Below are 23,422 nucleotides of genomic sequence, written 5' to 3' on the forward strand. Positions count from 1 at the left end.
GAGTGTTCACTCACCTGCGTTCACCCTTAGAGTGAGTGAGTACTCACCCCCGCGTCAAGCTCGGTTGGAGCCCGCATGGACCAGAAGCCGGCCCGCGTCCGCATCGTCGACGCGGCCCACGAACTCATGCTGAGCATCGGTCTCGCCCGCACCACCACCAAGGCCATCGCCAAGGCGGCGGACTGCTCCGAAGCGGCGCTCTACAAGTACTTCGCCAACAAGGAAGAGCTCTTCGTGACGGTGCTCAACGAGCGCCTGCCGAAGCTGGGTTCGCTCCTGGGCCGCCTGCTCACGGAAGGCGTGGGAAACCCCGACCGCACGGTCGAGGAGAACCTGACCGACATCGCCCGCGAAGCGGCGCTCTTCTATGAGCAGACGTTCCCGATGGCCGCGTCCCTGTATGCGGAGCCCCAGCTCAAGCGCCGCCACGAAGAGGTGATGCGCGAGCTGGGCAGCGGCCCCCACAAGCCGATCCAGGGGCTCGACGCCTACTTGCGGGCCGAACAGAGGTCGGGCCGCATCAGCGCCGAAGCGGACACGTATGCGGCCGCTTCGCTCCTCCTGGGCGCGTGCTCGCAGCGCGCCTTCGCCTACGAGATGTCCCCGGACCGCAAACCGCCGCAGCCGGTGGACGAGTTCGCGGCGGACATCGCCCACACACTGCTCACAGGCATCGCATAGGGTCTCCCCGTTCCAGGGGAGGGATCATTCATGCGTGCAGGAGCACGCCGTGCCGCCGTGTCCGCGGTGAGCACGGTACTGGTGGGGATACTCGCGACAGGATGCGGCCGGTCCGGCCCGATCGAGGACGACGACAAGAATGGGGCCCGCGCGCACGACGCGGTGGCGTACACCTCCGCCGGAGCACTGCCCGAGCGGATGGCCGCCGACGGCACGACCGTCGTGGTCGGCTCGCCCGACGCGGACACGGTCGTCCACGTCTACGAAGACATGCGCTGCCCGGTCTGCCAGGAGTTCGAGCGCGAGGGCGGCGGCGAGGCCCTCCAGAAGCTGGCCCTGAAGGGCGAGGTCCGGCTCGAGTACACCTTCGCCTCCTTCCTCTCCGACCAGCGGCATCTGGGCGGCAGCGGATCGCGCAAGGCGGCCAACGCGCTGCGGGCCGCCGTCGACCAGGGCAAGTTCATCGAGCTCCACGAACTGCTCTTCGCCCACCAGCCGGAAGAGGCCGTCGACGGCTACACGGACGCCTTCCTGCTGAGAACGGCCTCACAGGTCGACGGCCTGCGCGGCAAGAAGTTCGACGCGGCGGTGCGGACCATGAAGTACGGCGCCTTCGTCAAGGCGTCCCAGAAGGCGTTCGACGACGGCGGCGCGGCCGGCACACCGGGCTTCGCGGTCAACGGCGACCTGGTGCCCGATCAGCTGTGGGGCGCCATGTTCGACGCCGAACTGCTCCCGGTGGCGGTACGCATGCTCGCCGCCGGCGTCACACCCGCACCGGACGAGACGGGCTGATCAGCCGGCCAGCCACGCGTCCACGCCGCCCAGAAGCTTCTCCTTGACGTCCTCGGGCGCCGCCGAGCCGCGCACGGACTGCCGTGCAAGCTCGGCCAGTTCGGCGTCCGAGAAGTCGTGGTGGCGGCGCGCGATCTCGTACTGGGCGGCGAGCCGCGAGCCGAACAGGAGCGGGTCGTCGGCGCCGAGTGCCATCGGCACCCCGGCCTCGAACAGCGTGCGCAGCGGGACGTCCTCGGGCTTCTCGTAGACGCCGAGCGCCACGTTCGAGGCCGGGCAGACCTCGCACGTCACGCCGCGGTCCGCGAGCCGCTTCAGCAGCCGCGGGTCCTCGGCGGCCCGCACCCCGTGCCCGATCCGCCGCGCGTCCAGGTCGTCGAGGCAGTCGCGTACGGACGAGGGACCGGCCAGCTCGCCCCCGTGCGGCGCGGCGAGCAGGCCGGCTTCGCGCGCGATGGCGAACGCGCGGTCGAAGTCCCGCGCCATGCCCCGGCGTTCGTCGTTGGAGAGCCCGAACCCGACGATGCCCCGGTCCGCGTACCGCACCGCGAGACGCGCCAGCGTGCGGGCGTCCAGCGGGTGCTTCATGCGGTTCGCGGCGACGAGCACGCGCATCCCCAGCCCGGTCTCGCGCGAGGCGCTGTCGACGGCGTCGAGGATGATCTCCAGGGCCGGGATGAGCCCGCCGAGCCGGGGCGCGTACGACGTCGGGTCGACCTGGATCTCCAGCCACCCGGACCCGTCCGAGATGTCCTCCTCGGCGGCCTCCCGCACCAGACGCTGGATGTCCGCGGGCTCCCGCAGGCAGGAACGCGCCGCGTCGTAGAGCCGCTGGAACCGGAACCAGCCCCGCTCGTCCGTGGCCCGCAGCTTCGGCGGCTCGGCCCCGGTCAGCGCGTCGGGCAGCCGCACGCCGTACTTGTCGGCGAGTTCCAGCAGGGTCGAGGGCCGCATCGACCCGGTGAAGTGCAGATGCAGATGGGCCTTCGGCAACTGGCGGACGTCACGTCCTACTACGCGCTCCATCCCAAGATCCTGCCGTACGCACCAGGGGTCCCGGTAGCGCCTTTCCACCTTCGAGCGCTTGCCCGAACGAAGGAACGGGCCGCTTCCTTAAGGAAGCGGCCCGTTCAGCAGACGACTACAGAGGTGTTCAGTCCTGCGCCTCGGCCAGCAGCTTCTGGATGCGCGAGACACCCTCGACCAGGTCCTCGTCGCCCAGCGCGTACGAAAGACGCAGGTAACCCGGCGTACCGAAGGCCTCGCCCGGAACCACGGCGACCTCGGCCTCCTCAAGGATGAGCGCGGCGAGCTCGACGGAGTCCTGCGGACGCTTGCCGCGGATCTCCTTGCCGAGCAGCCCCTTCACCGACGGGTACGCGTAGAAGGCGCCCTCGGGCTCGGGGCACAGCACGCCGTCGATCTCGTTGAGCATCCGCACGATCGTCTTGCGACGCCGGTCGAAGGCCTCGCGCATCTTCTCCACGGCGGTCAGGTCGCCGGACACGGCGGCGAGCGCGGCCGCCTGCGCGACGTTCGACACGTTCGACGTGGCGTGCGACTGGAGGTTCGTCGCGGCCTTCACGACGTCCTTCGGGCCGACGATCCACCCCACGCGCCAGCCGGTCATCGCGTACGTCTTCGCGACACCGTTCACGACGATGCACTTGTCGCGCAGCTCCGGAAGGATCGCGGGCAGCGACGTGAACTTCGCGTCTCCGTAGACGAGGTGCTCGTAGATCTCGTCCGTCATGACCCACAGGCCGTGCTCCACGGCCCAGCGGCCGATCGCCTCGGCCTCGGCCTCGCTGTACACGGCGCCCGTCGGGTTCGACGGCGAGACGAAGAGCACGACCTTCGTACGCTCCGTGCGCGCGGCCTCCAACTGCTCGACGGTGACCCGGTACCCGGTCGTCTCGTCGGCGACCACGTCCACCGGCACACCGCCCGCGAGGCGGATCGACTCCGGGTACGTCGTCCAGTACGGCGCCGGGACGATCACCTCGTCGCCCGGGTCGAGGATCGCGGCGAACGCCTCGTAGATGGCCTGCTTGCCGCCGTTGGTCACCAGAACCTGCGAGGCGTCGACCTCGTAGCCGGAGTCGCGCAGCGTCTTGGCGGCGATCGCGGCCTTCAGCTCGGGCAGACCGCCGGCCGGCGTGTAGCGGTGGAACTTCGGGTTCTTGCAGGCCTCGATGGCCGCCTCGACCACGTAGTCGGGCGTCGGGAAGTCGGGCTCACCGGCGCCGAAGCCGATCACCGGACGCCCGGCGGCCTTGAGGGCCTTGGCCTTGGCGTCGACGGCGAGGGTCGCGGACTCGGAGATGGAGCCGACGCGGGCGGAGACCCGGCGCTCGGTGGGAGACGAACCAGCGGACGGGGAAGGAGTTGCAGCGCTCATAACCCCATCGTTCCAGACCGGAAACCCGCCCGGCACACGGGTTTCCAAGACCATCGGATCCGCCGCCGATCCGTTGTTGATCCACTTCCGCTCGCCATTCGTTCGACGGGGGGCCGCGGACCACGTACACTCACTGCTCGTTGGCCTTCACCGGCCGCTCCTTCCGACCGCACTCCGTGCATCCGGGTGGATGCGGTACGTTGGGGGAAACAAAGGGTCGTAGCTCAATTGGTAGAGCACTGGTCTCCAAAACCAGCGGTTGGGGGTTCAAGTCCCTCCGGCCCTGCTACACACTCCTTCGCCAGGATGTGTGCGCATGTACGTACTGCATTGCACCGCCGTGCGGCTCATACCGGGCGCGGCACGGCCACGACCCGGAATCAGGTGAGGACGCGTGACGGACGCCGTGGGCTCCATCGACATGCCTGATGCCCAGGACGAAGTGTCGGAGTCCAAGAAGAAGGCCCGCAAGGGCGGCAAGCGTGGCAAGAAGGGCCCCTTCGGCCGCCTCGCTCTCTTCTACCGCCAGATCGTCGCGGAACTCCGCAAGGTCGTCTGGCCGACTCGCAGTCAGCTCTCGACGTACACCACCGTGGTGATCGTGTTCGTCGTCATCATGATCGGTCTCGTGACCGTGATTGACTATGGCTTCAGCCATCTCATCAAGTACGTCTTCGGTTAAACCGAATGCGGAGGGCGCCGTCCACCGGCGCCCCTTTCGCGCGTTCCACCCCATGTATCCAGGAAGAAGCAGCCACCGTGTCTGACCCGAACCTGAACGACGCCATCGAGTCGGCGGAGTCCGTGGAGGACCAGCTCGACATCGTCGAGGCGGCGGATGCCGAGGACCCGGACCAGGCTGAAGCTGCCGACATCGCTGCTGAGCCCGCCGAAGAGGCTGCTCTCGAAGTCGAGACCGACGACGCCGACGTCTCCGTCGACGACGCCGAGGACGAGGCCGTCGAGGCCGAGATCGAGGCGCTCGAGGAGGAGCAGGCGCAGGTCGACCCGATCACCGCGCTCCGCGACGAGCTGCGTGGCCTGCCCGGCGAGTGGTACGTCATCCACACCTACGCGGGCTACGAGAAGCGCGTGAAGGCCAACCTCGAACAGCGTGCCGTCTCGCTGAACGTCGAGGAGTTCATCTACCAGGCCGAGGTCCCCGAAGAGGAGATCGTCCAGATCAAGAACGGCGAGCGCAAGAACGTCCGGCAGAACAAGCTGCCCGGTTACGTTCTCGTCCGCATGGATCTGACGAACGAGTCCTGGGGCGTCGTCCGCAACACCCCCGGCGTCACCGGCTTCGTGGGCAACGCCTACGACCCGTACCCGCTGACCCTGGACGAGATCGTCAAGATGCTCGCCCCGGAGGCCGAGGAGAAGGCCGCCCGCGAGGCCGCCGAGGCCGAGGGCAAGCCGGCTCCGGCCCGCAAGGTCACCGTCGAGGTCCTGGACTTCGAGGTCGGCGACTCGGTCACCGTCACCGACGGCCCGTTCGCGACGCTTCAGGCCACGATCAACGAGATCAACGCCGACTCGAAGAAGGTCAAGGGCCTCGTCGAGATCTTCGGCCGCGAGACCCCGGTCGAGCTCAGCTTCGACCAGATCCAGAAGAACTGACGTTCTTCCAGGAAGAGCTTCCGACCAGGTCAGGCGGGCTTTCACAGCCCTCCTGACCTGCTCGGTTTTTAGCCGCGCATCTATACCCGTTATCGTTGTGCGGTATGCCTGCGACCGGTTGGTCCCGTCTCGTGGGCATGGACCCGATTGAAAGGACCCGGAGAGCTATGCCTCCCAAGAAGAAGAAGGTCACGGGGCTCATCAAGCTCCAGATCCAGGCCGGTGCCGCCAACCCGGCTCCGCCGGTCGGCCCCGCGCTGGGCCAGCACGGCGTCAACATCATGGAGTTCTGCAAGGCCTACAACGCCGCGACCGAGTCGCAGCGCGGTTGGGTCATCCCGGTGGAGATCACGGTCTACGAAGACCGCTCCTTCACCTTCATCACCAAGACCCCGCCGGCCGCGAAGATGATCCTCAAGGCCGCTGGTGTCGAGAAGGGCTCGGGCGAGCCGCACAAGACCAAGGTCGCCAAGATCACCGAGGCGCAGGTCCGCGAGATCGCCACGACCAAGATGCCCGACCTCAACGCCAATGACCTGGACGCCGCGTCCAAGATCATCGCCGGCACCGCCCGTTCCATGGGCATCACGGTCGAGGGCTGACACCCACCCCGTAGGTACCACCGTGGCAGGGCCTGCTCGGCCCGGACCACGACTCCTCAGAACACACAGGAGCAGTAGTGAGCAAGCGCAGCAAGTCTCTCCGCGCTGCGGACGCCAAGATCGAAGCGGACAAGCTCTACGCCCCGCTCGAGGCCGTCCGTCTCGCCAAGGAGACCTCCACGTCGAAGTTCGACGGCACCGTCGAGGTCGCCTTCCGCCTGGGTGTTGACCCGCGCAAGGCCGACCAGATGGTCCGTGGCACCGTGAACCTCCCGCACGGCACCGGCAAGACCGCCCGGGTCCTGGTCTTCGCGACCGGTGACCGTGCTGCGGCCGCGGAAGCCGCTGGCGCCGACATCGTCGGCTCCGACGAGCTCATCGACGAGATCTCCAAGGGCAACCGCCTGAACGAGTTCGACGCCGTCGTCGCCACCCCGGACCTCATGGGCAAGGTCGGCCGCCTCGGCCGCGTGCTCGGTCCGCGTGGCCTCATGCCGAACCCGAAGACCGGCACCGTGACCCCGGACGTGGCCAAGGCCGTGAACGAGATCAAGGGTGGCAAGATCGAGTTCCGCGTCGACAAGCACTCGAACCTGCACTTCATCATCGGCAAGGCGTCCTTCGACGACACCAAGCTGGTGGAGAACTACGGCGCGGCCCTGGAGGAGATCCTCCGCCTGAAGCCGTCCGCCGCCAAGGGTCGCTACATCAAGAAGGCCGCCATCACCACCACGATGGGCCCCGGCATTCCGGTCGACCCGAACCGCACCCGCAACCTCCTCACCGAGGAGGACCCGGCCGCGGTCTGAGCTGCATAGCTCGCTGAAGTCGGCGACGGGCCCCGCACCTTCCGAGGTGCGGGGCCCGTTCCTCTTTTCCCGCCCTTCCCCGTACGGAGCTGCGCTAGCGTCGCCGTGACCGACCGGGGGAGCGCATGAGGTACGTACGAGGCGCGGTTCTGGCCGCGGTGGGCGCACTGCTCGTGGGCTGCGGGGCTTCCGGCGGGAGCGGCGCGGACCCGGCTGCGGCGGAGGCGCTGCGCGCGGCTCACCGGCACGTCGCCGCGGCGGACTCGGCCCGCGTCGACGCGACGACGGACACCGGCCGCGGCCTCACCTCGCGCAGCACGGGCACGCTCGCCTGGTCCGACGGGGTCGAAGGCACCCTCACGGTCCGCGTCACCGGCGGCGAACTGGCCGCCACCACCCGCAAGTTGGGCGGCGACCCGTCGCAGACGCGCTTCCTGCCCGACGCCTACTACACCCGTATGACCGACGCCTTCGCGTCCCTCCAGGGCGGCAGGCACTGGATCCGCTACCCGTACGACGCGCACAGCGACCTCACGCCGGCCGACTCCCTCAAGGCCCTCGGCGCGGCGAAGGACCTGCGCCGGGTGGGCCGGGAGACCGTCCGCGGGGTCCTGACCACGCACTACCGGGGCACCTACGGCAAGCAGCACCTCGATGTGTGGATCGACTCACGCCACCTCCTGGTGCAGCGCACCCAGCGCGCGGGCGACTTCACCAGCACCGTGCGCTACAGCGATTACGGGGCCGAGGCGGCGGCCGAGCGCCCGCCCGCGCACGACACCGTCGCCTTCTCGGACGTCGCGAGCGGCGGATAACAGTCGAACCGACCCGCTGTCGGAGGCGTCCTATACGGTGAAATCAGTACGCGTGTTCCAAGGGGTGGGATTGATATGGCTGTTGTCGTACGACGTGTGGCGGTCGCTGCCGCCGCGACCGCGTTCCTGTGTGCCGGAGCCGTCGCCTGCGATGGCGGAGTGGACAAGGGGAGCGGGCAGAAGGCGTCCTCGGGCACACAGTCCCGTTCCCAGGTGACCCAGGCCCTCACGGCCGCGTACGAGAAGACCGCGGAGGCCAAGTCCGCCAAGGTCGAGATGACGATGAAGTCGCCCGCGGCGCTCGGTGGCGGCGGCACCATGAAGATGTCCGGGACCATGGGCTGGGATCCCACCGTCATGGATATGACGATGACGGGATCCGCGCTCACGGCCGGCGATCCGGACGCCCCGGAGAACATCCGCATGGTCTGGCAGGACGACGTGATGTACATGGACATGGGCGCGGCCGCGGCCAAGGACATGGACGGCAAGCGCTGGATGAAGATGGACCTCGGCGCCCTCGCGAAGCAGTCCGGCGACGAGAAGCTCACCCGGCAGATGACCGGCAGCCTGGACAGCATGAACCAGGACCCGGCCCAGCAGATCGCGGTCCTGCTCGACTCCCCGAACCTGAAGCACATCGGCTCCGCCACGGTCGACGGCGTCAAGACGCAGCACTACAAGGGCAAGCTCACGGTCGACGAGATGATGAAGTCGAACGACTCCCTGAAGGTGCTCGGCGAGTCCGAGCGCAGCCAACTGCTGAAGAACGTCAAGAAGGCCGGCATCAAGGACTACGACACCGAGCTGTGGGTCAACGAGGACGACCTGCCGGTCCGCCTCGACGTCACGATGGACAGCGCCCAGGGTGCCGTGGACATCTCGGAGAAGTTCTCGGACTACGGCGCCGCGGTGAAGGTCGACGTCCCGCCGGCGAGCCAGACCTTCGATCTGATGGACATGCTCGCGGAGCTCGGCGAGGGCGCGGGCAGCGGCGTCTGACCGGATTTGCTTGACACGCCCGCCTTCACGTAACCTTCCACAGAAGCCAAAGACCGCTGGTCGTCGCCGTTCGCTCGCAAGAGGGTTCGGTGGCCGAAGGATCCGCTGAATTGCGGACGACCCGCGCAGGTGACCGTGGAAGTGCTCCTGGGATTCGTCAAGATTCCTGGTTGAGCTCACGCCCCGTGCGCCTGCGCCGGGGCGTTTTCGTTTTCCCAGCCTCCTTGCGAGCGGTCCTCATCACCCGGAAGGAGGCCGACGCTCTATGCCGACGCCCGACAAGGCTGCCGCGGTAGCCGAGCTCACGGACAAGTTCCGCAGCTCGAACGCCGCCGTGCTGACCGAGTACCGGGGTCTCACCGTGGCCCAGCTCAAGCAGCTGCGCCGTTCGCTCGGTGAGAACTCCGAGTACGCCGTGGTGAAGAACACGCTGACCAAGATCGCGGCCAACGAGGCCGGGATCACCACGCTCGACGACCTGTTCAACGGTCCGACGGCGGTTGCCTTCGTCACCGGTGACCCGGTGGAGTCGGCGAAGGGTCTTCGTGACTTCGCCAAGGACAACCCGAACCTCGTCATCAAGGGCGGTGTCCTTGACGGCAAGGCGCTGTCCGCCGACGAGATCAAGAAGCTTGCGGACCTCGAGTCCCGCGAGGTTCTGCTCAGCAAGCTGGCCGGTGCGTTCAAGGGCAAGCAGTCCCAGGCTGCTCAGCTCTTCCAGGCGCTCCCGTCGAAGTTCGTCCGCACCGCGGAGGCGCTTCGTGCCAAGCAGGCCGAGCAGGGCGGTGCCGAGTAATTCGGCTCGCACATTGACCGCCGCCTGAGGCGACGGTCGAAGCGGGCCGACAGTACGCCCGCCTACATGGACAACCGGCACCAGCCGATTTAGTGGAAGGATCGCCCATCATGGCGAAGCTCAGCCAGGAAGACCTGCTCGCCCAGTTCGAGGAGATGACCCTCATCGAGCTCTCCGAGTTCGTGAAGGCCTTCGAGGAGAAGTTCGACGTCACCGCCGCCGCGGCCGTCGCCGTTGCCGCCCCGGGTGCCGCTGGTGGCGCCGGTGCCGCTGAGGCCGCCGAGGAGCAGGACGAGTTCGACGTCATCCTCACGGGTGCCGGCGAGAAGAAGATCCAGGTCATCAAGGTCGTGCGCGAGCTCACCTCCCTGGGCCTCAAGGAGGCCAAGGACCTCGTCGACGGCACCCCGAAGCCGGTCCTCGAGAAGGTCGCCAAGGAGGCCGCTGAGAAGGCTGCCGAGTCCCTCAAGGCCGCCGGCGCCTCCGTCGAGGTCAAGTGACCTCGCGAGTCTGCTGACTCCTCTTCGGTGAAACTGCTCCCCCGGGAGCTGTAACGCCGAGGTACCGAAGGGCGATCACCCAACTGGGTGGTCGCCCTTCGGCGTTGTCTGGCTCGCAGGCCGAGGGTGCCTTGCACTGCTGGTCGCGAAGAGTATGGTGATCTTCGTTGTGCCTGGCGCCACCTCTGTTCGGTCACGAGGGGGCCTTGACGAACCGCACGCAGCGCGCAATTCTCAGGACGCGTCGTCACAACGATCCGGATCCGAGGCATGGATCGACGGCGAAGAGGGCAGTAAGGATGTGCGCTCAGCGCGCAGGGCATGCCGCAGACAGTGAACGGATGAGAACAACGAGGGTGTCAAAAAACCCGCACTGGACATCAGTGGGCCTTCTGGCTACACTGTCCCTTTGCGCTGCCTGTTAGCTGCTCCCTGCCCGTCACCAGGGGCATGCCCTCGCTTGAGCACAGTGGACTGAATCGACCCTGACCTGGGCTTTTCCGTCTCTCTGCCTGGCTTGGGACCGGTACGCGCGTAGTGAGTCCGAGCCCTCGGAAGGACCCCCTCTTGGCCGCCTCGCGCAACGCCTCGACCGCGAATACGAACAACGGCGCCAGCACCGCCCCGCTGCGCATCTCCTTTGCAAAGATCAAGGAGCCCCTCGAGGTTCCCAACCTGCTCGCCCTGCAGACCGAGAGCTTTGACTGGCTGCTCGGCAACACGGCTTGGCAGAGTCGGGTCGAGGCGGCTCTGGAGTCGGGTCAGGACGTCCCCACCAAGTCCGGTCTGGAGGAGATCTTCGAGGAGATCTCCCCGATCGAGGACTTCTCCGGGTCGATGTCGCTGACGTTCCGCGACCACCGTTTCGAGCCCCCGAAGAACTCGATCGACGAGTGCAAGGACCGCGACTTCACGTACGCCGCTCCGCTCTTCGTCACCGCCGAGTTCACCAACAACGAGACCGGCGAGATCAAGTCCCAGACGGTCTTCATGGGCGACTTCCCGCTCATGACCAACAAGGGCACCTTCGTCATCAACGGCACCGAGCGTGTCGTCGTGTCGCAGCTCGTCCGTTCCCCCGGTGTCTACTTCGACTCCTCCATCGACAAGACGTCCGACAAGGACATCTTCTCCGCCAAGATCATCCCGTCCCGGGGTGCCTGGCTCGAGATGGAGATCGACAAGCGCGACATGGTCGGTGTGCGCATCGACCGCAAGCGCAAGCAGTCCGTCACCGTTCTCCTGAAGGCTCTCGGTTGGACGACCGAGCAGATCCTCGAGGAGTTCGGCCAGTACGAGTCCATGCGCGCCACCCTGGAGAAGGACCACACCCAGGGCCAGGACGACGCGCTGCTCGACATCTACCGCAAGCTGCGCCCGGGCGAGCCGCCCACGCGTGAGGCTGCTCAGACGCTGCTCGAGAACCTCTACTTCAACCCGAAGCGCTACGACCTCGCGAAGGTCGGCCGCTACAAGGTGAACAAGAAGCTCGGCGCCGACGAGCCGCTGGACGCCGGCGTGCTCACCACCGACGACGTCATCGCGACCATCAAGTACCTGGTCAAGCTGCACGCCGGTGAGACCGAGACGGTCGGCGAGTCGGGCCGGGAGATCGTCGTCGAGACCGACGACATCGACCACTTCGGCAACCGCCGTATCCGTAACGTCGGCGAGCTCATCCAGAACCAGGTCCGTACGGGTCTGGCTCGTATGGAGCGCGTCGTGCGTGAGCGCATGACGACCCAGGACGTCGAGGCGATCACGCCGCAGACCCTGATCAACATCCGCCCCGTGGTGGCGTCGATCAAGGAGTTCTTCGGTACGTCGCAGCTGTCCCAGTTCATGGACCAGAACAACCCGCTGTCGGGGCTGACGCACAAGCGTCGTCTGAACGCCCTCGGCCCGGGTGGTCTCTCCCGTGAGCGGGCCGGCTTCGAGGTGCGAGACGTTCACCCCTCGCACTACGGCCGCATGTGCCCCATCGAGACCCCTGAAGGCCCGAACATCGGTCTGATCGGTTCGCTCGCCTCGTACGGACGGATCAACCCGTTCGGTTTCATCGAGACGCCGTACCGCAAGGTCGTCGAGGGTGTCGTCACCGACGAGGTCGACTACCTGACGGCCGACGAGGAAGACCGCTTCGTGATCGCCCAGGCGAACGCGACGCTCTCCGACGACATGCGCTTCACCGAGGCCCGCGTTCTCGTCCGCCGTCGTGGCGGCGAGATCGACTACATCCCCGGTGACGACGTCGACTACATGGACGTCTCGCCGCGCCAGATGGTGTCGGTCGCGACCGCCATGATCCCGTTCCTCGAGCACGACGACGCCAACCGTGCCCTCATGGGCGCGAACATGATGCGTCAGGCCGTGCCGCTCATTAAGTCCGAGGCGCCGCTCGTCGGCACCGGCATGGAGTACCGCTGCGCCGTCGACGCCGGCGACGTGCTCAAGGCCGAGAAGGACGGTGTGGTCCAGGAGGTCTCCGCGGACTACATCACCACCGCCAACGACGACGGCACGTACACCACGTACCGCCTGCACAAGTTCTCCCGCTCGAACCAGGGCACGTCCGTCAACCAGAAGGTTGTCGTGGACGAGGGTGCCCGCGTGATCGAGGGCCAGGTCCTGGCCGACGGTCCCGCGACCGAGAACGGCGAGATGGCGCTCGGCAAGAACCTGCTCGTGGCGTTCATGCCGTGGGAGGGTCACAACTACGAGGACGCGATCATCCTGTCGCAGCGCCTCGTGCAGGACGACGTCCTCTCCTCGATCCACATCGAGGAGCACGAGGTCGACGCCCGTGACACCAAGCTCGGCCCGGAGGAGATCACCCGGGACATCCCGAACGTCTCCGAGGAGGTCCTCGCCGACCTCGACGAGCGCGGCATCATCCGTATCGGTGCCGAGGTCGTCGCCGGCGACATCCTCGTCGGCAAGGTCACGCCCAAGGGCGAGACCGAGCTGACGCCGGAGGAGCGCCTGCTCCGCGCGATCTTCGGTGAGAAGGCGCGCGAGGTGCGCGACACGTCGCTGAAGGTGCCGCACGGTGAGATCGGCAAGGTCATCGGCGTCCGCGTCTTCGACCGTGAAGAGGGCGACGAGCTGCCGCCGGGCGTGAACCAGCTGGTTCGTGTCTACGTGGCGCAGAAGCGCAAGATCACCGATGGTGACAAGCTCGCCGGCCGTCACGGCAACAAGGGCGTCATCTCGAAGATCAACCCGATCGAGGACATGCCGTTCCTGGAGGACGGCACCCCGGTCGACATCATCCTCAACCCGCTGGGTGTCCCGTCCCGAATGAACCCGGGACAGGTCCTGGAGATCCACCTCGGCTGGCTCGCCAGCCGCGGCTGGGACGTCTCCGGGCTCGCGGACGAGTGGGCTCAGCGTCTGCAGGCCATCGAGGCCGACCAGGTCGCCCCGGGCACCAACGTCGCCACCCCCGTCTTCGACGGTGCGCGTGAGGACGAGCTCGCGGGCCTGTTCGAGCACACCCTGCCGAACCGCGACGGTGACCGTCTGGTCCTCCCGTCCGGCAAGGCCCGGCTGTTCGACGGCCGCTCCGGCGAGCCGTTCCCGGACCCGATCTCGGTCGGGTACATGTACATCCTCAAGCTGCACCACCTGGTCGACGACAAGCTCCACGCCCGTTCGACCGGTCCGTACTCGATGATCACCCAGCAGCCGCTGGGTGGTAAGGCCCAGTTCGGTGGCCAGCGCTTCGGTGAGATGGAGGTGTGGGCGCTGGAGGCGTACGGCGCCGCTTACGCCCTCCAGGAGCTGCTGACCATCAAGTCCGATGACGTCACCGGCCGCGTGAAGGTCTACGAGGCCATCGTCAAGGGCGAGAACATCCCCGAGCCGGGCATCCCTGAGTCCTTCAAGGTGCTCATCAAGGAAATGCAGTCCCTGTGCCTCAACGTGGAGGTGCTGTCCTCGGACGGCATGTCCATCGAGATGCGCGACACCGACGAGGACGTCTTCCGCGCGGCGGAGGAGCTCGGCATCGACCTGTCCCGGCGCGAGCCGAGCAGCGTCGAAGAGGTCTGACGGGAGTCAGGCCGGGGGGCTCTTCATGAGCCCCCCGGCCGGCCCCCAGACCCCCGTTTCAGACCACAGACTTACAACCCTGAGAGGGATTGACGCATAGTGCTCGACGTCAACTTCTTCGATGAGCTCCGGATCGGTCTGGCCACCGCTGACGACATCCGTCAGTGGAGCCACGGCGAGGTCAAGAAGCCCGAGACCATCAACTACCGCACCCTCAAGCCCGAAAAGGACGGACTCTTCTGCGAGAAGATCTTCGGTCCGACCCGGGACTGGGAGTGCTACTGCGGTAAGTACAAGCGTGTCCGCTTCAAGGGCATCATCTGCGAGCGCTGTGGCGTCGAGGTCACGCGCGCCAAGGTGCGTCGTGAGCGGATGGGCCACATTGAGCTGGCCGCTCCCGTCACCCACATCTGGTACTTCAAGGGCGTTCCGTCGCGTCTGGGCTACCTGCTCGACCTCGCCCCGAAGGACCTCGAGAAGGTCATCTACTTCGCCGCGTACATGATCACGTACGTCGACGAAGAGCGTCGTACCCGCGACCTGCCCTCGCTCGAGGCGCACGTCCAGGTCGAGCGTCAGCAGGTCGAGAACCGTCGTGACTCGGACCTCGAGGCCCGCGCCAAGAAGCTCGAGACCGACCTGGCCGAGCTCGAGGCCGAGGGCGCCAAGGCCGATGTGCGCCGCAAGGTGCGCGAGGGTGCCGAGCGCGAGATGAAGCAGCTGCGCGACCGTGCGCAGCGCGAGATCGACCGTCTGGACGAGGTCTGGTCGCGCTTCAAGAACCTCAAGGTCCAGGACCTGGAGGGCGACGAGCTCCTCTACCGCGAGCTGCGTGACCGCTTCGGCACGTACTTCGACGGCTCGATGGGTGCCGCGGCGCTGCAGAAGCGCCTCGAGACCTTCGACCTCGAGGAGGAGGCCGAGCGTCTCCGCGAGATCATCCGTACCGGCAAGGGCCAGAAGAAGACCCGTGCGCTCAAGCGCCTCAAGGTCGTCTCCGCGTTCCTGCAGACCAGCAACAGCCCCAAGGGCATGGTGCTCGACTGCGTGCCGGTCATCCCGCCGGACCTGCGTCCGATGGTGCAGCTGGACGGTGGCCGCTTCGCGACCTCCGACCTGAACGACCTGTACCGCCGCGTGATCAACCGCAACAACCGTCTGAAGCGACTCCTCGACCTCGGTGCGCCCGAGATCATCGTGAACAACGAGAAGCGCATGCTTCAGGAGGCCGTCGACGCCCTCTTCGACAACGGTCGTCGTGGTCGTCCGGTGACGGGCCCGGGCAACCGCCCGCTGAAGTCCCTCAGCGACATGCTGAAGGGCAAGCAGGGTCGTTTCCGTCAGAACCTGCTCGGTAAGCGTGTGGACTACTCCGCGCGTTCCGTCATCGTCGTCGGTCCGCAGCTGAAGCTGCACCAGTGCGGTCTGCCCAAGGCCATGGCGCTGGAGCTCTTCAAGCCGTTCGTGATGAAGCGCCTGGTCGACCTGAACCACGCGCAGAACATCAAGAGCGCCAAGCGCATGGTGGAGCGCGGCCGCACGGTCGTGTACGACGTCCTCGAAGAGGTCATCGCCGAGCACCCGGTTCTGCTGAACCGTGCTCCCACCCTGCACCGCCTCGGCATCCAGGCCTTCGAGCCGCAGCTGGTCGAGGGCAAGGCCATCCAGATCCACCCGCTCGTCTGCACCGCGTTCAACGCGGACTTCGACGGTGACCAGATGGCCGTGCACCTGCCGCTGTCCGCGGAGGCGCAGGCCGAGGCCCGCATCCTGATGCTGTCCTCGAACAACATCCTCAAGCCCGCCGACGGCCGTCCGGTGACGATGCCGACCCAGGACATGGTCCTCGGTCTGTTCTTCCTCTCCACCGACGGTGAGCTCCGTGACACCAAGGGCGAGGGCCGCGCGTTCGGCTCCGTCGCCGAGGCGATCATGGCGTTCGACGCCGGCGAGCTGGCGCTCCAGTCGCCGATCGACATCCGCTTCCCGGTGGGCACCATCCCGCCGCGTGGCTGGACGCCGCCGGTGGCCGAGGAGGGCGAGCCGGAGTACCAGGCGGGCGACAGCTTCCGTCTGCGTACGACGCTGGGCCGCGCGCTCTTCAACGAGCTGCTGCCCGAGGACTACCCGTTCGTCGACTACTCGGTGGGCAAGAAGCAGCTCTCCGAGATCGTCAACGACCTGGCCGAGCGCTACCCCAAGGTCATCGTGGCGGCGACGCTCGACAACCTGAAGGCGGCGGGCTTCTACTGGGCGACCCGTTCCGGTGTCACCGTGGCCATCTCCGACGTCGTCGTTCCCGAGGCGAAGAAGGAGATCGTCGCGGGCTACGAGGCGCAGGACGAGAAGGTCCAGAAGCAGTACGAGCGCGGTCTCATCACGAAGGAAGAGCGCACTCAGGAGCTCATCGCGATCTGGACCAAGGCGACCAACGAGGTTGCCGAGGCGATGAACGCGAACTTCCCGAAGACCAACCCCATCTTCATGATGGTTGACTCGGGTGCCCGAGGAAACATGATGCAGATGCGTCAGATCGCCGGTATGCGTGGTCTGGTGTCGAACGCCAAGAACGAGACGATCCCGCGCCCGATCAAGGCCTCCTTCCGTGAAGGCCTGTCGGTGCTCGAGTACTTCATCTCGACGCACGGTGCTCGTAAGGGTCTGGCGGACACCGCCCTGCGTACCGCCGACTCGGGTTACCTGACCCGTCGTCTGGTGGACGTCTCGCAGGACGTCATCATTCGCGAGGAGGACTGCGGCACCGACCGTGGTCTGCGCCTGAAGATCGCCGTCCGCGGCGAGGACGGCGTCCTGCGCAAGACGGACGACGTCGAGACCAGCGTGTACGCCCGTATGCTCGCCGAGGACATCGTCGTCGACGGCAAGGTCATCGCGCCGGCCAACGTCGACCTGGGTGACGTCCTCATCGACGCCCTGGTCGCCAACGGCGTCGAGGAGGTCAAGACCCGCTCGGTCCTGACCTGTGAGTCCGCGGTCGGCACCTGTGCCTTCTGCTACGGCCGTTCGCTCGCCACCGGCAAGCTGGTCGACATCGGTGAGGCGGTCGGCATCATCGCCGCCCAGTCCATCGGTGAGCCCGGTACCCAGCTGACGATGCGTACCTTCCACACCGGTGGTGTGGCCGGTGACGACATCACCCAGGGTCTGCCCCGTGTCGTCGAGCTCTTCGAGGCTCGTACGCCGAAGGGTGTCGCCCCGATCTCGGAGTCCGCGGGCCGGGTCCGGATCGAGGAGACCGAGAAGACCAAGAAGATCGTCGTCACGCCGGACGACGGCAGCGACGAGATCCCCTTCCCGATCTCGAAGCGCGCCCGTCTGCTCGTCGGCGAGGGCGACCACGTCGAGGTGGGCCAGAAGCTCACCGTGGGTGCCACCAACCCGCACGACGTGCTGCGCATCCTCGGTCAGCGTGCGGTCCAGGTCCACCTGGTCGGCGAAGTCCAGAAGGTCTACAACTCGCAGGGCGTGTCGATCCACGACAAGCACATCGAGATCATCATCCGGCAGATGCTGCGCCGCGTGACGATCATCGAGTCCGGCGACGCGGAGCTCCTGCCGGGCGAGCTCGTCGAGCGCTCGAAGTTCGAGACCGAGAACCGTCGTGTGGTCACCGAGGGCGGTCACCCCGCCTCCGGCCGTCCGCAGCTGATGGGTATCACCAAGGCCTCGCTGGCGACGGAGTCCTGGCTGTCGGCCGCCTCCTTCCAGGAGACGACCCGAGTCCTGACGGATGCGGCGATCAACGCCAAGTCCGACAGCCTCATCGGCCTCAAGGAGAACGTCATCATCGGTAAGCTCATCCCGGCCGGTACGGGTCTGTCCCGCTACCGCAACATCCGGGTGGAGCCCACCGAGGAGGCCAAGGCCGCGATGTACTCGGCCGTCGGCTACGACGACATCGACTACTCGCCGTTCGGCACCGGCTCCGGCCAGGCCGTTCCGCTGGAGGACTACGACTACGGTCCGTACAACCAGTAAGCGAGCAGTACCCGCGTGATCCGCAGGGCGGTCACCCCGACGAAAGTCAGGGTGGCCGCCCTGCGGCGCGTTGGCGCATGATGGAGGCACCAGATGTCCGGCTCCGGGGGAGTGGTCTCGTGTCGAATCCGTCGTGGCAGCCGGCTCCCTGGCCGCCGCAGCAGGGTCAGCAGCCGTCGATGCTCGCCGCGCACGCCGACCGGGAGCGCGCGGTGGACGTGCTGCGGGCCGGGTTCGCCGAGGGGCGGCTGCCGCAGGTCGAGTACGAGCGGCGCATCGAGCGGGCCTACCAGGCGCGTACCGTGGCCGAGTTGGGGGTGCTCGTCGCGGACCTGCCGCAGGGGCCCGTACCGCAGCAGTCCTTCCAGACGGCTCCGGTGCCGCGGACGTTCCTGCCGGCTCCGCTGCCGCCGCCGCCCACCAACAGCAAGGCGATCGGCGCGCTCTCGTGCGGGGTGGCCACGTTCCTCACGATGGGGGCCACCGGGATCCCTGCCGTGATCCTGGGGCACATGGCGCGGGCCGAGATCCGGCGCACGGGAGAGCAGGGCGACGGGATGGCCGTCGGCGGCCTGGTGCTCGGGTGGCTGTCGGTCGCGGCGTGGACGGCGGTGCTGCTTCTGCTGATCGTGGTGGCGGCACAGAGTCCCGGCCAGTAGCACGCAGTGACGCTCCGCCCGGCGTGTCCTGGCTGCGGGGCATTTGTTTTGACCGCAGCGTATGAGATAGGTACGCTCAGACCTTGTGCCTGGGGTGTGCCTGGGCTCGTGTGCGTGTTTTCAGCCGCACGGCGAGCCCCGATCGATACCGGTCAAGGTTTCGATCAAGGTCACCGCAATCTGCCGTTTTCCCGCCTTCAGCGGGGGTCTGCAGTATTCGACACACCCGACCGCGTGGGTCGGCGATGTTCCAGGTTAGTTTCACGATCGGCACACAGAAACCGGAGAAGTAGTGCCTACGATCCAGCAGCTGGTCCGGAAGGGCCGGCAGGACAAGGTCGAGAAGAACAAGACGCCCGCGCTCGAGGGTTCGCCCCAGCGCCGTGGCGTCTGCACGCGTGTGTTCACGACCACCCCGAAGAAGCCGAACTCGGCCCTCCGGAAGGTCGCGCGTGTGCGTCTGACCTCCGGGATCGAGGTCACGGCCTACATCCCGGGTGAGGGACACAACCTGCAGGAGCACTCCATCGTGCTCGTGCGTGGCGGCCGTGTGAAGGACCTGCCTGGTGTTCGTTACAAGATCATCCGCGGTTCGCTCGACACCCAGGGTGTCAAGAACCGCAAGCAGGCCCGCAGCCGCTACGGCGCCAAGAAGGAGAAGTAAGAATGCCTCGTAAGGGCCCCGCCCCGAAGCGCCCGGTCATCATCGACCCGGTCTACGGTTCTCCTCTGGTGACCTCCCTCATCAACAAGGTGCTGCTGAACGGCAAGCGCTCCACCGCCGAGCGCATCGTGTACGGCGCCATGGAGGGTCTGCGTGAGAAGTCGGGCAACGACCCGGTCATCACGCTGAAGCGCGCGCTGGAGAACATCAAGCCGACCCTCGAGGTCAAGTCCCGCCGTGTCGGTGGCGCCACCTACCAGGTGCCGATCGAGGTCAAGCCCGGTCGCGCCAACACGCTCGCGCTCCGCTGGCTCGTCGGCTACTCGCGCGCCCGCCGCGAGAAGACGATGACCGAGCGTCTGATGAACGAGCTGCTCGACGCCTCCAACGGCCTCGGTGCTGCCGTGAAGAAGCGCGAGGACACGCACAAGATGGCCGAGTCCAACAAGGCCTTCGCGCACTACCGCTGGTAGTCGCAACCCACATCGAGACCGAGAGAAGACTGAAGCCTTATGGCTACCACTTCGCTTGACCTGGCCAAGGTGCGCAACATCGGCATCATGGCCCACATCGACGCGGGCAAGACGACCACCACCGAGCGGATCCTGTTCTACACCGGCGTTTCGTACAAGATCGGTGAGGTCCACGACGGCGCTGCCACGATGGACTGGATGGAGCAGGAGCAGGAGCGTGGCATCACGATCACGTCTGCTGCGACCACCTGCCACTGGCCGCTCGAGGACAACGACTACACGATCAACATCATCGACACCCCGGGTCACGTCGACTTCACCGTCGAGGTGGAGCGCTCCCTGCGTGTCCTCGATGGTGCCGTGACCGTGTTCGACGGTGTCGCCGGTGTCGAGCCGCAGTCCGAGACGGTGTGGCGTCAGGCCGACCGTTACGGCGTGCCGCGCATCTGCTTCGTCAACAAGCTGGACCGTACGGGTGCCGAGTTCCACCGCTGCGTCGACATGATCGTCGACCGCCTCGGTGCGACCCCGCTCGTCATGCAGCTGCCGATCGGTGCCGAGGCCGACTTCCAGGGTGTCGTCGACCTCGTCACGATGAAGGCGCTCGTCTGGTCGGCCGAGGCCGCCAAGGGCGAGGCGTACGACGTCGTCGACATCCCGGCCACGCACACCGAGGCTGCCGATGAGTACCGCGGCAAGCTGCTCGAGGCGATCGCCGAGAACGACGAAGAGATGATGGAGCTGTACCTCGAGGGCACCGAGCCCACGGTGGAGCAGATCTACGCGGCCGTGCGTCGCATCACCATCGCTTCGGGCAAGGGCGGCGACACGACCGTCACCCCCGTGTTCTGTGGCACCGCGTTCAAGAACAAGGGTGTTCAGCCCCTGCTCGACGCCGTCGTGCGCTACCTGCCGACCCCGCTCGACGTCGAGGCCATCGAGGGCCACGACGTCAAGGACCCCGAGGTCGTCGTCAAGCGCAAGCCGTCGGACGACGAGCCGCTGGCCGCTCTTGCCTTCAAGATCATGAGCGACCCGCACCTCGGCAAGCTCACCTTCGTCCGGGTTTACTCGGGCCGCCTGGAGTCCGGCACCGCGGTGCTGAACCCCACCAAGGGCAAGAAGGAGCGCATCGGCAAGATCTACCGTATGCACGCGAACAAGCGTGAGGAGATCGAGTCGGTGGGCGCCGGTGACATCGTCGCCGTCATGGGTCTGAAGCAGACCACCACGGGCGAGACGCTCTGTGACGACAAGCAGCAGGTCATCCTGGAGTCCATGGACTTCCCGGCGCCTGTCATCGAGGTCGCCATCGAGCCGAAGTCCAAGGGTGACCAGGAGAAGCTGGGTGTCGCCATCCAGCGTCTCTCGGAGGAGGACCCCTCCTTCCAGGTGCACACCAACGAGGAGACCGGCCAGACCGTCATCGGCGGTATGGGCGAGCTTCACCTCGAGGTGCTCGTCGACCGCATGAAGCGCGAGTTCCGCGTCGAGGCGAACGTCGGCAAGCCCCAGGTCGCGTACCGCGAGACGATCCGTCGGGCCGTCGAGCGCGTGGACTTCACCCACAAGAAGCAGACCGGTGGTACCGGTCAGTTCGCCAAGGTGCAGATCGCGATCGAGCCCATCGAGGGCGGCGAGGCCTCGTACGAGTTCGTCAACAAGGTCACGGGTGGCCGCATCCCCCGGGAGTACATCCCGTCGGTGGACGCGGGTGCGCAGGAAGCCATGCAGTTCGGCATCCTGGCCGGCTACGAGATGACGGGCGTCCGCGTCACGCTTCTCGACGGTGCGTACCACGAGGTCGACTCCTCCGAGCTCGCCTTCAAGATCGCCGGTTCGCAGGCCTTCAAGGAGGCCGCGCGGCAGGCGAAGCCCGTGCTGCTCGAGCCGATGATGGCCGTCGAGGTCACCACGCCCGAGGACTACATGGGCGACGTCATCGGTGACATCAACTCCCGCCGTGGCCAGATCCAGGCCATGGAGGAGCGCAGCGGCGCTCGCGTCGTGAAGGGCCTCGTGCCCCTCTCGGAGATGTTCGGCTACGTCGGAGACCTCCGCAGCAAGACGTCGGGTCGCGCAAGCTACTCAATGCAGTTCGACTCCTACGCCGAGGTTCCGCGGAACGTCGCCGAGGAGATCATCGCGAAGGCCAAGGGCGAGTAACTCACTCGAGTTCACGCTTTAGGCTTGACTCCGGAGCCCGACAGGGCATTCAGGGGCGAACGCCTCTGAATGCCCCCGGGCCCGGGCTTTCCAGCAAAGATCACCTGGCGCCGATGAAGCAAGGCGTACAGAACCACTCCACAGGAGGACCCAGTGGCGAAGGCGAAGTTCGAGCGGACTAAGCCGCACGTCAACATCGGCACCATCGGTCACATTGACCACGGTAAGACGACCCTCACGGCCGCCATTACCAAGGTGCTGCACGACGCGTACCCGGACCTGAACGAGGCCTCGGCCTTCGACCAGATCGACAAGGCTCCTGAGGAGCGCCAGCGCGGTATCACGATCTCGATCGCGCACGTCGAGTACCAGACGGAGACGCGTCACTACGCGCACGTCGACTGCCCCGGTCACGCTGACTACATCAAGAACATGATCACGGGTGCCGCGCAGATGGACGGCGCCATCCTCGTGGTCGCCGCCACGGACGGCCCGATGCCGCAGACCAAGGAGCACGTGCTCCTGGCCCGCCAGGTCGGCGTTCCGTACATCGTCGTCGCCCTGAACAAGGCCGACATGGTGGACGACGAGGAGATCCTGGAGCTCGTCGAGCTCGAGGTCCGTGAGCTCCTCTCCGAGTACGAGTTCCCGGGCGACGACCTGCCGGTCGTCAAGGTCTCGGCGCTCAAGGCGCTCGAGGGCGACAAGGAGTGGGGTGAGTCCGTCCTCAACCTGATGAAGGCTGTCGACGAGTCCATCCCGGAGCCCGAGCGTGACGTCGACAAGCCGTTCCTGATGCCGATCGAGGACGTCTTCACGATCACCGGTCGTGGCACCGTCGTCACCGGTCGTATCGAGCGTGGTGTCCTCAAGGTCAACGAGACCGTCGACATCATCGGCATCAAGACCGAGAAGACCACCACCACGGTCACCGGCATCGAGATGTTCCGCAAGCTCCTCGACGAGGGCCAGGCCGGTGAGAACGTCGGTCTGCTCCTCCGTGGCATCAAGCGCGAGGACGTCGAGCGCGGCCAGGTCATCATCAAGCCGGGTTCGGTCACGCCGCACACCGAGTTCGAGGCGCAGGCGTACATCCTGTCGAAGGACGAGGGTGGCCGTCACACCCCGTTCTTCAACAACTACCGCCCGCAGTTCTACTTCCGTACCACGGACGTGACCGGCGTCGTGACCCTCCCCGAGGGCACCGAGATGGTCATGCCGGGTGACAACACTGAGATGACCGTTGAGCTCATCCAGCCCGTCGCCATGGAAGAGGGCCTGAAGTTCGCCATCCGTGAGGGTGGCCGGACCGTCGGCGCCGGCCAGGTCATCAAGATCAACAAGTAAGTCCGCTTACTTGTCGAGTCCCCTCGGGGCTTGATGCCTG

At 66.7% G+C, this 23,422-nt stretch carries 19 protein-coding genes and 1 tRNA gene; 18 read left to right on the top strand and 2 right to left on the bottom strand.

Features of this window, described 5'->3' with window-relative positions; genetic code table 11:
* The first annotated feature begins 75 nt into the window (after positions 1–75).
* Together AB0L37_RS34715 and AB0L37_RS34720 are read left to right on the top strand one after the other, a co-directional pair.
* Positions 76–681 carry a TetR/AcrR family transcriptional regulator gene (locus tag AB0L37_RS34715; protein WP_365514823.1) on the top strand — a complete coding sequence of 202 codons (606 nt, stop codon included), beginning with the start codon at positions 76–78 and terminating at the stop codon, positions 679–681.
* 30 nt (positions 682–711) lie between these two features.
* Positions 712–1,476 (top strand): thioredoxin domain-containing protein, encoded by a 765-nt coding sequence (locus AB0L37_RS34720; RefSeq protein WP_365514826.1) that lies wholly within the window; start codon positions 712–714, stop codon positions 1,474–1,476.
* Here AB0L37_RS34720 and AB0L37_RS34725 read toward each other — a convergent pair whose 3' ends face one another.
* On the bottom strand, positions 1,477–2,502 hold the full coding sequence (locus tag AB0L37_RS34725; RefSeq protein WP_365514829.1) for an adenosine deaminase: 1,026 nt from the start codon (positions 2,500–2,502) through the stop codon (positions 1,477–1,479). It lies immediately after the preceding gene.
* A 127-nt stretch (positions 2,503–2,629) separates the two neighbouring features.
* On the bottom strand, positions 2,630–3,877 hold the full coding sequence (locus tag AB0L37_RS34730; protein ID WP_338697328.1) for a pyridoxal phosphate-dependent aminotransferase: 1,248 nt from the start codon (positions 3,875–3,877) through the stop codon (positions 2,630–2,632).
* Positions 3,878–4,090: 213 nt separating this feature from the next.
* On the opposite strand from AB0L37_RS34730, the gene AB0L37_RS34735 reads away from it, so the two are divergent.
* The 16 genes from AB0L37_RS34735 to tuf all read left to right on the top strand — a co-directional run bounded on the left by AB0L37_RS34735 (position 4,091) and on the right by tuf (position 23,382).
* A tRNA-Trp gene (locus tag AB0L37_RS34735) sits at positions 4,091–4,163 on the top strand.
* Positions 4,164–4,271: 108 nt separating this feature from the next.
* The gene (gene secE / locus AB0L37_RS34740; protein WP_365514833.1) at positions 4,272–4,559 is read left to right on the top strand and encodes a preprotein translocase subunit SecE; all 288 of its coding nucleotides are present in this window, start codon (positions 4,272–4,274) and stop codon (positions 4,557–4,559) included.
* Positions 4,560–4,636: 77 nt separating this feature from the next.
* A complete protein-coding gene (gene nusG / locus AB0L37_RS34745) occupies positions 4,637–5,497 on the top strand; it encodes a transcription termination/antitermination protein NusG (RefSeq protein ID WP_365514836.1) in 861 nt (286 codons plus the stop codon).
* A 167-nt stretch (positions 5,498–5,664) separates the two neighbouring features.
* Positions 5,665–6,099 carry a 50S ribosomal protein L11 gene (gene rplK / locus AB0L37_RS34750; RefSeq protein ID WP_016645192.1) on the top strand — a complete coding sequence of 145 codons (435 nt, stop codon included), beginning with the start codon at positions 5,665–5,667 and terminating at the stop codon, positions 6,097–6,099.
* 77 nt (positions 6,100–6,176) lie between these two features.
* On the top strand, positions 6,177–6,908 hold the full coding sequence (gene rplA, locus AB0L37_RS34755) for a 50S ribosomal protein L1 (RefSeq protein ID WP_365514839.1): 732 nt from the start codon (positions 6,177–6,179) through the stop codon (positions 6,906–6,908).
* Positions 6,909–7,033: 125 nt separating this feature from the next.
* Positions 7,034–7,723 carry a hypothetical protein gene (locus tag AB0L37_RS34760; RefSeq protein ID WP_365514841.1) on the top strand — a complete coding sequence of 230 codons (690 nt, stop codon included), beginning with the start codon at positions 7,034–7,036 and terminating at the stop codon, positions 7,721–7,723.
* Positions 7,724–7,936: 213 nt separating this feature from the next.
* The gene (locus AB0L37_RS34765) at positions 7,937–8,725 is read left to right on the top strand and encodes a hypothetical protein (RefSeq protein ID WP_365514844.1); all 789 of its coding nucleotides are present in this window, start codon (positions 7,937–7,939) and stop codon (positions 8,723–8,725) included.
* 265 nt (positions 8,726–8,990) lie between these two features.
* Entirely contained in the window at positions 8,991–9,521 is a 531-nt protein-coding gene (rplJ, locus tag AB0L37_RS34770) for a 50S ribosomal protein L10 (protein WP_365514847.1), read from the top strand.
* A 110-nt stretch (positions 9,522–9,631) separates the two neighbouring features.
* On the top strand, positions 9,632–10,021 hold the full coding sequence (gene rplL, locus AB0L37_RS34775) for a 50S ribosomal protein L7/L12 (RefSeq protein WP_365514851.1): 390 nt from the start codon (positions 9,632–9,634) through the stop codon (positions 10,019–10,021).
* 567 nt (positions 10,022–10,588) lie between these two features.
* Positions 10,589–14,074 carry a DNA-directed RNA polymerase subunit beta gene (rpoB, locus tag AB0L37_RS34780; RefSeq protein WP_365514854.1) on the top strand — a complete coding sequence of 1,162 codons (3,486 nt, stop codon included), beginning with the start codon at positions 10,589–10,591 and terminating at the stop codon, positions 14,072–14,074.
* A 99-nt stretch (positions 14,075–14,173) separates the two neighbouring features.
* Complete coding sequence (locus AB0L37_RS34785; protein WP_365514857.1) at positions 14,174–18,073, top strand: DNA-directed RNA polymerase subunit beta'; 3,900 nt, start codon at positions 14,174–14,176, stop codon at positions 18,071–18,073.
* A gap of 119 nt (positions 18,074–18,192) precedes the next feature.
* Positions 18,193–18,732 carry a DUF1707 and DUF4190 domain-containing protein gene (locus AB0L37_RS34790; RefSeq protein ID WP_365514860.1) on the top strand — a complete coding sequence of 180 codons (540 nt, stop codon included), beginning with the start codon at positions 18,193–18,195 and terminating at the stop codon, positions 18,730–18,732.
* A gap of 292 nt (positions 18,733–19,024) precedes the next feature.
* Positions 19,025–19,396: a 30S ribosomal protein S12 gene (gene rpsL, locus AB0L37_RS34795; protein ID WP_003948652.1), complete on the top strand. Its 372-nt coding sequence runs from the start codon at positions 19,025–19,027 to the stop codon at positions 19,394–19,396.
* Positions 19,397–19,398: 2 nt separating this feature from the next.
* Positions 19,399–19,869: a 30S ribosomal protein S7 gene (gene rpsG / locus AB0L37_RS34800; protein ID WP_116511074.1), complete on the top strand. Its 471-nt coding sequence runs from the start codon at positions 19,399–19,401 to the stop codon at positions 19,867–19,869.
* Positions 19,870–19,908: 39 nt separating this feature from the next.
* Positions 19,909–22,035 carry an elongation factor G gene (fusA, locus tag AB0L37_RS34805; RefSeq protein WP_365514863.1) on the top strand — a complete coding sequence of 709 codons (2,127 nt, stop codon included), beginning with the start codon at positions 19,909–19,911 and terminating at the stop codon, positions 22,033–22,035.
* A gap of 153 nt (positions 22,036–22,188) precedes the next feature.
* Positions 22,189–23,382, top strand: coding sequence for an elongation factor Tu (gene tuf, locus AB0L37_RS34810; RefSeq protein ID WP_338697311.1), 1,194 nt, complete (start codon positions 22,189–22,191; stop codon positions 23,380–23,382).
* Positions 23,383–23,422: the final 40 nt, after the last annotated feature.

It is taken from the genome of Streptomyces sp. NPDC052225 (genome assembly GCF_040679615.1).
Classification (GTDB): Bacteria; Actinomycetota; Actinomycetes; order Streptomycetales; family Streptomycetaceae; genus Streptomyces.

What these genes read in the sequence shown, in the direction of transcription:
- AB0L37_RS34715 (WP_365514823.1), top strand. Translation starts at nt 76, where the DNA reads ATGGACCAGAAGCCGGCCCGCGTCCGCATCGTCGACGCGGCCCACGAA.
- AB0L37_RS34720 (WP_365514826.1), top strand. Translation starts at nt 712, where the DNA reads ATGCGTGCAGGAGCACGCCGTGCCGCCGTGTCCGCGGTGAGCACGGTA.
- AB0L37_RS34725 (WP_365514829.1), bottom strand. Translation starts at nt 2,502, where the DNA reads ATGGAGCGCGTAGTAGGACGTGACGTCCGCCAGTTGCCGAAGGCCCAT.
- AB0L37_RS34730 (WP_338697328.1), bottom strand. Translation starts at nt 3,877, where the DNA reads ATGAGCGCTGCAACTCCTTCCCCGTCCGCTGGTTCGTCTCCCACCGAG.
- rplK (WP_016645192.1), top strand. Translation starts at nt 5,665, where the DNA reads ATGCCTCCCAAGAAGAAGAAGGTCACGGGGCTCATCAAGCTCCAGATC.
- AB0L37_RS34760 (WP_365514841.1), top strand. Translation starts at nt 7,034, where the DNA reads ATGAGGTACGTACGAGGCGCGGTTCTGGCCGCGGTGGGCGCACTGCTC.
- rplJ (WP_365514847.1), top strand. Translation starts at nt 8,991, where the DNA reads ATGCCGACGCCCGACAAGGCTGCCGCGGTAGCCGAGCTCACGGACAAG.
- rplL (WP_365514851.1), top strand. Translation starts at nt 9,632, where the DNA reads ATGGCGAAGCTCAGCCAGGAAGACCTGCTCGCCCAGTTCGAGGAGATG.
- rpsG (WP_116511074.1), top strand. Translation starts at nt 19,399, where the DNA reads ATGCCTCGTAAGGGCCCCGCCCCGAAGCGCCCGGTCATCATCGACCCG.
- fusA (WP_365514863.1), top strand. Translation starts at nt 19,909, where the DNA reads ATGGCTACCACTTCGCTTGACCTGGCCAAGGTGCGCAACATCGGCATC.